The organism is Streptomyces sp. NPDC005141 (genome assembly GCF_053599975.1).
Genome location: NZ_JBSFYW010000015.1, coordinates 72764 through 85171, shown reverse-complemented (window position 1 = coordinate 85171; position 12408 = coordinate 72764). Strand labels below are relative to the sequence as shown.

Annotated in this window: 8 protein-coding genes and 4 pseudogenes; 6 read left to right on the top strand and 6 right to left on the bottom strand. The window is 71.0% G+C overall.

Features of this window, described 5'->3' with window-relative positions; genetic code table 11:
- Window positions 1-176 precede the first annotated feature (176 nt).
- The 3 genes and pseudogenes from ACWD68_RS14735 to ACWD68_RS14725 all read left to right on the top strand — a co-directional run bounded on the left by ACWD68_RS14735 (window position 177) and on the right by ACWD68_RS14725 (window position 2323).
- The gene (locus ACWD68_RS14735) at window positions 177-836 is read left to right on the top strand and encodes a peptide deformylase (RefSeq protein ID WP_451806798.1); all 660 of its coding nucleotides are present in this window, start codon (window positions 177-179) and stop codon (window positions 834-836) included.
- Window positions 837-1078: 242 nt separating this feature from the next.
- Window positions 1079-1579: pseudogene (locus ACWD68_RS14730) on the top strand (ATP-binding cassette domain-containing protein); the annotation flags it as partial.
- A 477-nt stretch (window positions 1580-2056) separates the two neighbouring features.
- Complete coding sequence (locus ACWD68_RS14725; protein WP_451806861.1) at window positions 2057-2323, top strand: hypothetical protein; 267 nt, start codon at window positions 2057-2059, stop codon at window positions 2321-2323.
- 139 nt (window positions 2324-2462) lie between these two features.
- Here ACWD68_RS14725 and ACWD68_RS14720 read toward each other — a convergent pair.
- Window positions 2463-2717, bottom strand: a pseudogene (locus ACWD68_RS14720) (ISAzo13-like element transposase-related protein); the annotation flags it as partial.
- Between the two features lie 67 nt (window positions 2718-2784).
- Here ACWD68_RS14720 and ACWD68_RS14715 point away from each other — a divergent pair.
- A complete protein-coding gene (locus ACWD68_RS14715) occupies window positions 2785-4143 on the top strand; it encodes an IS4 family transposase (protein ID WP_451806797.1) in 1359 nt (452 codons plus the stop codon).
- Between the two features lie 17 nt (window positions 4144-4160).
- On the opposite strand, the pseudogene ACWD68_RS14710 reads toward ACWD68_RS14715, so the two are convergent.
- Window positions 4161-5123: pseudogene (locus ACWD68_RS14710) on the bottom strand (ISAzo13 family transposase); the annotation flags it as partial.
- 47 nt (window positions 5124-5170) lie between these two features.
- Between ACWD68_RS14710 and ACWD68_RS14705 the strand changes: the two are divergent.
- Window positions 5171-6275 (top strand): annotated as a pseudogene (locus tag ACWD68_RS14705) (ABC-F family ATP-binding cassette domain-containing protein); the annotation flags it as partial.
- Window positions 6276-6445: 170 nt separating this feature from the next.
- On the opposite strand, the gene ACWD68_RS14700 reads toward ACWD68_RS14705, so the two are convergent.
- Window positions 6446-7879 carry a dihydrolipoyl dehydrogenase family protein gene (locus ACWD68_RS14700; protein WP_451806796.1) on the bottom strand — a complete coding sequence of 478 codons (1434 nt, stop codon included), beginning with the start codon at window positions 7877-7879 and terminating at the stop codon, window positions 6446-6448.
- A gap of 119 nt (window positions 7880-7998) precedes the next feature.
- Here ACWD68_RS14700 and trxA point away from each other — a divergent pair, with 119 nt between their 5' ends.
- On the top strand, window positions 7999-8376 hold the full coding sequence (gene trxA / locus ACWD68_RS14695; protein ID WP_266764259.1) for a thioredoxin: 378 nt from the start codon (window positions 7999-8001) through the stop codon (window positions 8374-8376).
- Window positions 8377-8503: 127 nt separating this feature from the next.
- Here trxA and ACWD68_RS14690 read toward each other — a convergent pair whose 3' ends face one another.
- The 3 genes from ACWD68_RS14690 to ACWD68_RS14680 form a co-directional block, all read right to left on the bottom strand.
- Window positions 8504-9940 carry an aldehyde dehydrogenase family protein gene (locus ACWD68_RS14690; protein ID WP_451806795.1) on the bottom strand — a complete coding sequence of 479 codons (1437 nt, stop codon included), beginning with the start codon at window positions 9938-9940 and terminating at the stop codon, window positions 8504-8506.
- Between the two features lie 121 nt (window positions 9941-10061).
- Window positions 10062-11240: a 4-hydroxybenzoate 3-monooxygenase gene (locus ACWD68_RS14685; RefSeq protein ID WP_451806794.1), complete on the bottom strand. Its 1179-nt coding sequence runs from the start codon at window positions 11238-11240 to the stop codon at window positions 10062-10064.
- A 94-nt stretch (window positions 11241-11334) separates the two neighbouring features.
- Complete coding sequence (locus tag ACWD68_RS14680; RefSeq protein ID WP_451806793.1) at window positions 11335-12369, bottom strand: LacI family DNA-binding transcriptional regulator; 1035 nt, start codon at window positions 12367-12369, stop codon at window positions 11335-11337.
- Window positions 12370-12408: the final 39 nt, after the last annotated feature.

Here is a 12408-nt window from a genome sequence, read left to right as displayed (position 1 = left end):
ACGGAAAGGAGCCGTGGGCCGGGGAGTTGGGCTCCCTTCGCCGGTGGCGGTCCAGTAGTCGGGGCGCGAAGGCGACGAGTTCCCGCGCCTCCATGTGGCCTGCGTCACATACGGAAGTCGCGGGACTCGCCCGGCGCCGCCTCGATCCGCTCGATCCGGCTTGGCATCCTGGCGCGATGGCATCCGAACGTGACCCCAGCGACTCCCGCACCTCCCTGAGCGACCTGGTCGAGGAACTCCTCGGCCACGAGGGTCCGTTGCCGATCGTCGCGGCCGGCGACCCCGTGCTGCGCCGGCGCACCGAGCCGTTCGACGGTCAGCTGGACCCTGGCCTGCTGGCCCGGTTCGTGGCCGCCCTGCGCGCCACCATGCACGCGGCGCCGGGGGTCGGTCTCGCCGCGCCGCAGGTCGGGGTGCCACTGCGGCTCGCCGTCATCGAGGACCCGGCGCCGGTGTCGGAGGAGGTGCGCCGCGCTCGCGAGCGGGTGCCGCAGCCCTTCCGGGTCCTGGTCAATCCGTCGTACGAAGGGATCGGTCCGGGCCGTGTGGCGTTCTTCGAGGGCTGCCTGAGCGTTCCGGGCTGGCAGGCCGTGGTGGCCCGGCACACCGAAGTGCGGCTGACCGCGCTGGACGAGCACGGGCGACCGGTCGACGAGGTGTTCAGCGGCTGGCCCGCGCGCATCGTCCAGCACGAGACGGACCACCTGGACGGCACGCTCTACCTCGACCGCGCGGAGCTGCGCTCCTTGTCCTCGAACCGGGCGACGGCGGAACTGTGGGCCCAGCCGACACCGGAACACGCGGCCGAGGCCCTGGGCTTCACCCTGCCGGACTGACGCGCCGGGCGGATGTCACCCTGCCCGGCGAGCGGACGCCACCGGCCGTCGGGCCACCGGTGGTGTAGCGGCATCGCCTCCCGGCAGGCACTCATCGGCCACCCGGCCGCTAATTCGGAGGCGCTCCGGCGTCCGCCTCGCTACGTTGAAGACATGTCCACGCCTCGAATCTCTTAGCTCAAGGACCCGCTTCCACGCCACCCGTGTGTCCTTCTGCCGATAGATTCCTGGAGCGTTTTCCCATGATCACCGTTCGCGGTGTCGACGTGCGCGTGGGCGCCCGTCTGCTGTTGTCCGACCTCTCCTTCCATGTCTCCCCCGGCGACCGCATCGGCCTCGTCGGCCGCAACGGCGCGGGCAAGACCACCCTCCTGAGCACCCTCGCGGGGCAGGATCGGCCCGCCACCGGGTCCGTCTCCCGTACCGGGCCGGTCAGTTACCTGCCCCAGGACCCTCGCGCGGCCGACCCCGCGGCCACGGTCACCGACCGGATCCTGTCGGCCCGGGGCCTCGACCGTGCCGTACGGGCGCTCCGGGCGGCCGAGACCGCTCTGGCCGACGGATCCGAGCGCGCGATGAACACCTATGTGCGCGCCGAGGCGGAGTTCCAGTCGCGCGGCGGGTACGCGGCCGAGGCCGAGGCGGCACGGGTCGCCGCGGGCCTCGGGCTGCCGGCCCGGGTGATGGACCAGCCGATCGGGACCCTGTCCGGCGGGCAGCGCCGCAGGGTCGAACGAAGCCGTAAGGAATCAATGTGGTGTTTCACCTCCTGCCGCGACGAACTTGAGTACGTCGGCGGCCGTGGCGAAGCGTCGTTCGGCGGGTGTCACGACATATTGGTCCTGATCGAGGAGAGGCCGAACGTCCTCAATGGCGTTGCGGATGGTGCCGCGACTGACGCCGAACACATCGGCCAGAGCCTGCTGGTCGCATAGACCTCGTCGGGAAAGAACTGTTGCCAGGATCCGGTCGGCGTCGGTGATCTTTTGGCGGAAAAGGCCACCGCGGGTTCCTGCGCGCCGGTCACCGCCGCGCTGGCGATGTCGGCGTTCTTCGAGGGTGGCCTGGTAGGGCACGGCGATCCTGTCGATCAACGCCTGGAAGTCTGATCGGGGCATGCCGGTGAGAGCGGGGTGGGACAGAGCCTGGGAGAGTTCCATGCGGCTGGTGGTCGCGCCGCCCTCCGCCCAGTCGCGCAGTTCGCGGGCGGAGGAGAAGTAGTGCGCGGTCTGCGTGACGGTGTGCTTCTGCGCGTCCATGAGCGTGCGGGTCTCGCCGATGACCTTGCCGATGGTGACCGCGTTGATGGCCAGCAGATCTACCAAGACCTTCTGGGAACAAACGCGGCGCAAGTAGATCACGGTGATGAGGATGCGGTCGGCGTTCGAGAGCAGGGGTCTGCCGTGTGCTCCGGTGGCCTGCAGGCGCCGGCCGCCGCGCTGCTGGAACTTGCGTTGTTCCGCCTGGGCGGCTTGCGCGGGGGCTAACTGGTCGCGCAGCGTGTCCAGTTCCGAACGCGGTCATGCCGCTCAGACGCGGATCGGCGAGCATCGCCAGAACCTGCGCCCTGGTGCGGTCGCGATCATTGGCGCTGACCTGGCTGCCGCCGCCAGCACCGGTGGCGGCGATCGTGTAGTTCCAGGATCCGTGCTGGTCATGGGGCGTGATCGGCAGCGAGCGTAGGTGGTCGCGGCTGACGGAAATGCCCACCGGGTAGGCATCGGTGTCCAGTTCGGCGTGAACACGCAGGCCGGTGCGGGTGCGGGTCGCGGCGATGCTGTTGACCACGACTTCGTGGCTGGCCAGAGGCCTGCCACGCCAGTTCATGGTGATGTGGGAGAACAGCCGGTGCTCAATCTTGTTCCATTTCGATGTGCCCGGCCAATGCCGTTGCTTGAGGTCGTCAAGCAGTTCGTGACGCCGGAGCGGCGTAGTCGTTGGGCGGGGCATGCATCCTTGGGTGGGGTTGTCTGATCACGTGCGGCTGGGTGTGGTGACTCGGTGGGTGACGCCGGAGCTGGTCGCCGAGGTGCTGGAGGACTGCGGGGTCCGGGACAAGAAGCCCGGCGCGCTGCCAGCGGGGTTCATGGTCTACTTCACCTTGGCCCTGGCGCTGTTCCAGCAGGATTCCTATGACGATGTCGCCGAGCAACTGGTCGGCAACATCCCGGAGTTGAGTGCCAGCATCCCGAACAAGTCGTCGTTCACGCGGGCGCGCAGACGTCTGGGGCCACAGGTTTTGGAGTCCCTGTTCCGTGAGCTGGGCGGCCCTCTGGCGCCGATCGACCCGGAGGGCTCCTTCTACCGTGGGATGCGGCTGGCCGCGGTCGACGGGTTCGTGCTGGATGCGCCGGACACGAAGGCGAACCGGGCCGCGTTCGGCGGGCCGACAAAGAACGACTGGCCGGCTGGGTTCCCTCAGGTGAGGGTGGTGACGCTGACCGAGTGCGGCACGCACGCCCAGATCGACGCGGCCGTGGGTGGATTCAACGGCGGTGAAAGGGAGTTGGCGATCGATCTGGCGCCCTCCGCGAGCAGAATGCTCGTCATCATGGACCGGGGCTTCCCCGGGGTCGAGTTGTGGAAGGCCTATCTCGGGGCCGGAGCGCACCTGCTGATCCGGGCCCGGTCACCGGTGGCGCACCGGCCGGTCGAGTATCTGCCCGACGGGACCTATACGGCGAGGATGAGCCTGGCCGGCCAACGGGCCTCGCATCCGGGCGGAGTGACCGTGCGGGTGATCGAGTACCGCGTTGACGGCGGCGAGGTGGTCAGGCTGCTGACCGATCTGCTGGACCAGACCGCGTATCCGGCGGCGGAGCTGGCCCGGCTCTACCACGCCAGGTGGGAGGCGGAGTCGGCGTTCCGGCAGATCAAGACCGTCCAGCGCGGGCCGGCCGAGGTCCTGCGCTCAGCGGACCCGGAGCTGGTGCGGCAGGAGGTCTGGGCGCACCTGGTCGTGCACCACTGCCTCACACGAGTCATCATGCGTCTGGCCGACGACAACGGTATCGATCCCGACCGGATCTCGTTCGTCAAGGTCCTCAAGCACACGCGGCGCAGTGTGGTCCGGCAGTGCGCGGACACACCGAAGAAGATCAAGAAGTTCCTGGCAGTGCTGGCGGCGAAGGTGCACCGAAAGCTCGACAACGGCGTCAGACGTCTGCGTGAGGCGGACCGACACCTCAAGCGGCCGGACTCGAAGTACTCCTCGAAGCTCTCCTATCGGATCAACACTCGAGACCGGCAGCCGACACGGCACGTCACACCCAAGGTCATCACCCTGCAACCAGCGATAGTTCACTGAGTCAAGCAACGGCATTGTGTGCCCGGCGGAAAGTGGCAGACAGTCACCGTGAGACCCATCTGGGCGGCGAACGCGGCCAGTTCAGCCTTCCAGAGCCTGTAGCGGTAGCTGTTGGATCCTCCGCAGTCCACAGTGATCAACAACCTGTCGGCATCCGGGTAGTCCGCCCGGCCACGGGCCCGCCACCAGCGGCGGATCGACTCGACGGCGAACACAGAGGTGTCGTGATCGGTGCCGACGTTCACCCAGCCGCTGTCGTTGGCCAGATCGTAGATGCCGAAGGGTATCGCCACGTCGACCTCGGGGCCGATGAAGTAGAAGCTGTGGTCTTCCACCTGCACCGGATCGCCTGCGGGGCGCCACTGCCGCCCGGGGTTCGGCAGCTGGCCCAACTGCTCTTTCTTCTTGGCATCAATGCTGATCACTGGTTGGCCGGCCGCCTGATGCTTCTTGACCTGTTCGTTGATGTAGCGGAACTGTGCGTCTCGATCGGGGTGTTGCTTTCCCTCCAGCGTCTTGGTGCTGGCCTGCGGACTGAAGCCCTGCCCCTTCAGCAGCCGGCCGACAGTCGGAGCGGACACCGGGTGCCCTTGCCTGGTCAGCTCCTCTGCGAGGTTGCGCAGCGACTTGGTAGTCCAGCGCAGCGGCGACATCGGATCGCCTCGTTCGTCCGGCTCCACCAGCTTCAGCAACGCCGGGACCAGAGAGGGATCTTGTTCCTCGGTGGGCTTGCGGCCGCCCCCGGGACGCCGGACGCAGCCGTCCGGCAGCGGATCCTCACCGGCCTCCAACTCGAACACACCGTTGCGGACTGTCGTCTCGCTCACCCCGGCCACCCGCGCCACGGTCCGTACTCCACCGTGTCCGAGCAGCCGCGCTTCCTGCGCCAGCATCAGACGCCGCTGACGCTCGTTCAGATGCGGCAACACGACCCGGAACCGCAGCGCGAGCTGATCCAGAACGTCGCCAGTCAACCTCATACCAGAGCAACGAACTCATCCTATGAAAGCAACGGGTTGTTCCTTTACGGCTTCAACTGGCCCGCATCCTGTTCGCGGACGGCGGCACGCTGCTCCTCGACGAGCCGACGAACCATCTCGACGTCGACTCGATCGCCTGGCTGCGCGGGTTTCTGACCGGTCATCGGTCGGGGCTCGTCCTCATCAGCCACGACACCTCCCTGCTGGCCGACGTGGTCAACCGCGTCTTCCATCTGGACCCGCACCGCGCGACGCTCGACGTCCACAACACCGGCTGGGCGGCCTACCTCGCCCAGCGCGACGCCGATGAGCGCCGGCGGATCCGGGAACGGGCGAACGCCGAACGCAAAGCGGCGGCACTGCGCGCGCAGGCCGACAAGATGCGCGCGTACGTGTCGACGGCCGTGGCGGCGAAGAACATGGCCCGCCGTGCCGACCGCCTGCTCGCCGGGCTGGAACCGGTCCGGCAGACGGAGAAGGTGGCCCGGATCCGGCTGCCCGAACCCGCGCCGTGCGGACGGATGCCGCTGGGCGCGGTCTCCCTGACCAAGTCGTACGGCGATCTGCGCGTCCTCGGCGGCGTCGACCTCGCCGTCGACCGGGGCAGCCGCCTGGTGATCCTCGGGCCGAACGGCTCGGGCAAGACCACCCTGCTGCGCCTGCTCGCCGGTCACGACAGCCCGGACAGCGGGCGGGTGGTGCGCGGTCACGGGCTGCGCCTCGGCTACTTCGCGCAGGAGCACGACACTCTGGATCCGGCCGGCACGGTCCGCGACCATCTGGCCGCCGCCGCGCCGCATCTCACCGACGGCGAGGTGCGGCGGGTGCTCGGCTCGTTCCTGTTCACGGGCGACGACGCCGACAAGCGGGTCGGAATCCTCTCCGGGGGCGAGAAGACCAGGCTCGCCCTGGCGGGTCTCGTCCACTCCGGCGCGAACGTGCTCCTTCTGGACGAGCCCACCAACAACCTCGACCCGGTCTCCCGCGCCGAGGTCCTGGCCGCGGTGGGCACCTGTACGGGCGCGATCGTCATGGTCACCCACGACGAGGAAGCGGTCGACGCGCTGCGCCCGGACCCGGGTGCTGCTGCTCCCGGACGCGGACGAGGATCTGTGGAGCGAGGAGTACCGGGAGCTGGTGTCACCGGTCTGACAGCCGGGTCCACGGCATGCACTCCTGGCGGCACGCGCCGCGGTGCCCGGAGTGCATGGAGTGCCGGGAGTGCCGCCCGGGGGCGCATGGCGCCCCCGGTGGGCCGCTCCCGGTCACCCGGCGCTTCGCCCCCGCTCGGGCGCTCCGTGGCCCGGTGTGCCGCTCCCGGGTCACGCGTCCCGGTACGCCTCGAGCAGCCTCAGCCACACCTCACTGACCGTCGGATAGGACGGGACGGCGTGCCACAGGCGGTCGATCGGCACCTGTCCGACGACGGCGACGGTCGCGGAGTGGATCAGTTCGCCGACGCCGGGGCCGACCAGGGTGAGACCGAGGACGATCTGACGGTCGAGGTCGACGACCATGCGGGCCTTGCCACGGTAGCCGTCCGCGTACAGGCCGGCGCCGGCCACCGAGGCCATGTCGACGTCCGCGGCCCGGACCCGGTGACCGGCCCGCTCCGCCTCCGCGAGGGAGAGGCCCACGGCCGCCGCCTCCGGGTCGGTGAAGACGCACTGCGGGACGGCCGCATGGTCGGCGGTCGCGGAGTGCGCGCCCCAGGGGTCCGTCTCCAGCAACGGCACCCCAGCGGCGCGGGCGGCGATGGCGGCACCCGCGATCCGGGCCTGGTACTTGCCCTGATGAGTGAGCAGGGCGCGGTGGTTGACGTCGCCGACCGCGTACAGCCACTCGCTCCCGACGACCCTGAGGCTGTCGTCGACATCGAGCCACGAGCCCGCTGCCAGGCCGACGGTTTCGAGGCCGATGTCCTCGGTGCGCGGGGCGCGGCCGGTGGCGAAGAGGATCTCGTCGGCCTCGATGCGGTCACCGGTGTCCGTGAGGGCGACCACGGTCGAGCCCTCGCGGGAGACCGCGGTCACCGAGGTGCCGGTGCGCACGTCCGCGCCCGCCTCGGCCAGGGCCTCGGCGACCAGCTCCCCGGCGAAGGGCTCCATACGGGGCAGCAGGCCCTTGCCGCGGACCAGGAGGGTGACCTGGGAGCCGAGGGCCTGCCAGGCCGTGGCCATCTCGGCGGCGACCACACCGCCGCCCACCACGATCAGCCGCCCGGGCACCTTGTGCGCGCTGGTGGCCTCGCGGCTCGTCCAGGGCTTGACCTGTGCGAGCCCCGGCAGATCGGGGAGCTGGGCGCGCGTGCCGGTGCAGACGGCGACCGCGTGCCGGGCGGTCAGCACCTGGCGCTCGCCGTCGGGCCCGTCGACCGTCACGGTGCGTGATCCGGAGAGTCGGCCGTGGCCGCGGTGGAGGACGGCTCCGATGCCGTCCAGCCAGCCGATCTGGCCGTCGTCCTTCCAGTCGGAGGTGAAGTAGTCGCGGTGGGCGAGCACCGCTGGGGCGTCGAGGGGGCCTTGCACGGCTTGGGCGAGGCCGGGTACGCGTCGGGCGTCGGCGCGGGCGATGGCCGGGCGAAGGAGGGCCTTGCTGGGCATGCACGCCCAGTACGAGCACTCGCCGCCGACCAGTTCGCTCTCCACGACCGCGGTGGAGAGGCCGGCGGCGCGGGCGCGATCGGCGACGTTCTCCCCCACGGGCCCGGCACCGAGCACCACGACGTCGTAGGCGATGGATTCCGTTTCCGTCATGGGGCCAGTCTGGTTGCTGGTGTGCGCCGTGGCCACACGGGTACGGGCGCGGAATACGCCCCCGGTGGGTGGCGTTGTGGAAACCGGCATGACCCGCACGTGAGGAAGAGGGAAATCGAATGAGCAGCACCGTGGAGCTCACCAAGGAGAACTTCGACCAGACGGTCACGGACAACGAGTTCGTCCTGATCGACTTCTGGGCGTCCTGGTGCGGGCCGTGCCGTCAGTTCGCCCCGGTCTACGAGAAGGCCGCCGAGGCCAACCCCGACCTGGTCTTCGCCAAGGTCGACACGGAGGCTCAGCCGGAGCTGGCCGCCGCCTTCGACATCCAGTCGATTCCGACCCTGATGATCGTCCGCGACCAGGTCGCGATCTTCGCCCAGCCCGGGGCACTGCCCGCGGCCGCCCTGGACGACGTCATCGGGCAGGCCCGGAAGCTGGACATGGACGAGGTCCGCAAGTCGGTCGCGGCCCAGCAGGCCAAGGCCGCCGAGTAGACCCGGGCACGGGTGCGCCCGAGCCCACGGGTCCGCCCGATCCCCTGGACGCGGGCCCTTGGGACCTGAGCGCCTCGCAAGCGGAGGCCCGGGCCTCCGAAAGCCTGATCCCCCGCGCGGGGTACGCCTAGAAGGGGTACCCCGCCACGTCCCCGCGCACCGTCGTCCACCGCACGTCGGTGAAGGCCTCCAGATTGGCCTCGCCGCCGAAGCGGGCGCCGGTGCCGGAGGCGGCGGTACCGCCGAAGGGCGCGACGGCCTCGTCGTTGACGGTCTGGTCGTTGATGTGGACGATTCCGGTCGGGATGCGCTCGGCCAGGTCGAGGCCGCGCGCGGTGTCACGGGTGACGATGCCCAGCGACAGGCCGTACGGTCCCGCGGACGCGAGGGCCGCCGCCTCGTCGAGGCTGCCGAAGGAACGGACCGGCGCGACCGGGCCGAAGACCTCCTCGGCGTATGCCGGGGTCGCCTCGTCGACTCCGGCGAGCACCGTGGGCCGGTAGAAGAGCCGGTCGTGCGTCCCGCCCGCCGCCAGCTTCGCGCCGTGCGCCGTGCTGGACTCCACCAGCCCATGGATCTTCGCGAGTTGGGCGTCGTCGATGATGGGTCCGAGGTGCACCTGTTCGCGGTGGGGGTCGCCGACGGCCAGCGAGTCGGCCTTGGCGGCGAGCCGCTCGACGTACTCCTCGTAGAGCGAGGCGTGGACGAGGTGGCGGCCGGTCGTCATGCAGATCTGGCCCTGGTGGAAGAACGAGCCCCAGGCCGCGGTGGAGATGACCGCGTCGAGATCGGCGTCCGCGAGGACCACCAGGGCGGAGTTCCCGCCCAACTCCAGGTGTGCGCGCTTGAGATGACGGCCCGCCGCCTCACCGACCGCGCGTCCGGCGGCGGTCGAGCCGGTGAAGGAGATGACCGGGACCAGAGGGTCCGCGACCAGCGCGCGGCCGGCCTCGGGGCCGCCGGGCAGGACTTGCAACAGCCCGTCCGGAAGTCCCGCCTCGGCGAAGACGGCGGCGAGCGCGAGGCCGCCGCACACGGCGGTGCGCGGGTCCGGCTTCAGAACGACGCCGTTGCCGAGCGCGAGCGCCGGGGCGACCGAGCGGATCGAGAGGATCAGCGGCGCGTTGAAGGGCGCGATCACGCCCACGACCCCGACCGGGACGCGGCGCGTGTACGACAGGCGCGGTGCCTCCGAGGGCAGGACCTGGCCCGTCGGGCGCGAGGCGAGGGCGGCCGCCTCGTAGCACTCCTGGGCGGCGACGTGCAGCTCGAAGTCCGCCTTGCCCGGGATGGAGCCGGACTCCCGCACGATCCAGTCGCGCAGTTCGTCGGCGTGCGTCGCGAAGAGGTCCCCCGCCCTGCGCAGCACGGCGGCGCGCACGAAGTGCGGGGTCCCGGCCCACTCGGCCTGGGCGGCGCGGGCGGTTCGCGCCGCCGTCGCGATGTCCTCGGCGGCGGCGAGCGCGACGGTGCCGAGGCCCTCACCGGTGGCGGGCTCGGTGACGGCGTACTCCCCGCCCGAGAGCGGGCGGGACTGCCAGGTCGTGGGGTCGAGCAGCGGCATGTCGGCTCTCCGATCGTTCACTGATCACCAGCGGGACTCGGCGGTCCCCTACGGCTCGGGGCTTCGGTCTCTTCGGGGGCTTTCGAGGCTTCCGGCTCCCTGTCTCCGGGACCCGGCGAACTCACAGGGCGAGCGGAAGTCCCGTGTAGTTCGCGGCCAGTTCGGCGGCGGCGGGGCGGGACGCCGTGATCCGGCGCAGCCGCGCGAGCTGCATCCGGGTTTCGAAGGCGTCTCCATCTGGTTGAGCGTGCAACATCCTAGTCATGTCGTACGAGAAGCGCGTCGCCTGCCACACGCGCTCGAGAGCCAGCTCCGAGTAGCGGTCCAGGAGTTCGCCCGATCCGGTGTGCAGCAGCTCGGCGAACCCGCGCGCCAGGAGCCGCACGTCGGACACCGCGAGGTTGAGCCCCTTGGCACCGGTCGGCGGCACGATGTGGGCGGCGTCCCCGGCGAGGAACAGCCGCCCGTGGCGCATGGGTTCGTGGACCCAACTGCGCATCGGGGTGACCGACTTGGCCGTGACCGGGCCGCGCTCCAGCCACCAGTCCCCGTCGACGGCGAAACGCGCGGCCAGTTCGTCCCAGACTCGTTCGTCGGGCCAGTCGGCGGCATCGGTGCCGTTCGGGACCTGGAGGTAGAGCCGGGAGACCGATGGGGAACGCATGCTGTGCAGGGCGAATCCGGTGGCACCCCGCGCGTAGATCAACTCCTCGCAGGAGGGCGCCACATCGGCGAGGATCCCGAGCCAGGAGTACGGATAGTCGTGCGCATACGAGCGGCCCGTCCCGGCCGGGAACGCGGCGCGCGCGATGCCGTGGGAGCCGTCGCAGCCCACCACGTAGTCGCAGCTGAGCGTCCGCTCGCGTCCCTCGCGCACGAACCGCACGACGGGTGAGTCGCTCTCCGGCTTCTCCACGGCGAGCGCCTCCGCCTCGAACAACAGCGGTGGTCCGCCCTGGAGTTGGAGGGCGACGAGATCCTTCACGATCTCCGTCTGGGCGTAGATCGTGACGGTGCGCCCGCCCGTGAGCAGGGGGAAGTCGACGTGGTGGCGCTCGCGGTCGAAGCGCAGCTCGATGCCGTGGTGGACCAGGCCCTCGGCGTCCAGCCGCCCGCCCGCTCCGCACGCGCGCAGCGCGTCGACCGTGCCCTGCTCCAGCATGCCGGCCCGCTGGCGGCGCTCCACGTACGCGCGCGTCCTGCACTCCAGGACGACGCAGTCGATCCCCGTCCGGTGCAGCAGCCGGGCCAGCAGCAGCCCTGCCGGGCCGCCGCCGATGATGCCGACCGTGGTCCGCATGACGCGCCTCCGGTGTCCGATGCCGCCGGGGCGGAGCTCCGGCGGGGGACCAGTCCCGGCCGCGGTCGGGCCGGGCGAACAGGCCCAGCCTCTCTCAGCTCGACGCGCGGTGCACGACGCGTGCGCCCAGTACCTCGTGCGTCTCCGGCTCGGCGCCCGGCTCACGGACGGCGCGGTCGACCAGTTCGGCGAGGTCCCGGCCGGAGGGCAGCTCGATGTGGACGGTGCTCAGCCGGGGCCGGAGCAGCCGGCCGAGCATGAGGTCGTCGGCGCCGACGACGGCGGTCTCGTCCGGGACGGCGACGCCCTCGTCCTGAAGGGCGCGCATGAGGAGCATCGCGTACTCGTCGTTGTACGCGAAGACGGCGTCGAGGCCGAGGGAACGCCAGCGCGCCGCGAGCCGGGCGGCGGCTTCCTCCTCGTACGCCAGGGAAAGCTCGGTCACCGTCGCTTCCGTGCCGTGCAGGGCCCGTCGTACGCCGTCGAGGCGGGGCTTGGAGAAGATCTCCAGGCCCTTCTCCTCGGGCATCACCACGCCGATGCGGCGGCGGCCCACGGACAGCAGATGGACACCCGCGCAGTGGCCGACCCGGTCGTGGTCCATGAGCAGCGCGTGGGCGCCCTCGACCCGTTCGGGGCCCAGCGTGACCACGGCGCGGGCGCCGGCCCGCTTGAGGACCGCCACGCCCTGCGGGCCGAGCCCGCTGCCCGGCACGAGGACGGCGACGGGCCGCAGCTCGGCCCAGGCGCGGGCTGCCTCGTCGCCGCGCAGGCCGACGCTGCCGTACTGCACGACGGTGTAGTCGAGCCGGCCGAGCGCCCCCTGGAGCTCGGAGAAGAACTGGCTGTAGAGGGGGCCCACGGGCACGGTCGGAGCGGGCATCAGGACCATGCGGCTGTGCCCGGCGCGCAGACTGCGGGCCGCGGCGTGCGGGACGTACCCGAGTTCCTCGGCGGCCTCGCGGACCCGGCGCCTGGTGGGATCGCTGATGCGGACGGCGCTGGTGTTGTTCAGGACGTACGAGACGGTCGCGCGCGAGACACCCGCGAGGTGCGCCACGTCGGCACTTGTCGGCACGGGGCGTTGTACGGGCGACTGCTGGGCGGACTGCTTCGGTATCTGCACCATGACGTACCGCATCCTTGCAGAAGCCCGCGACGCCGCTTC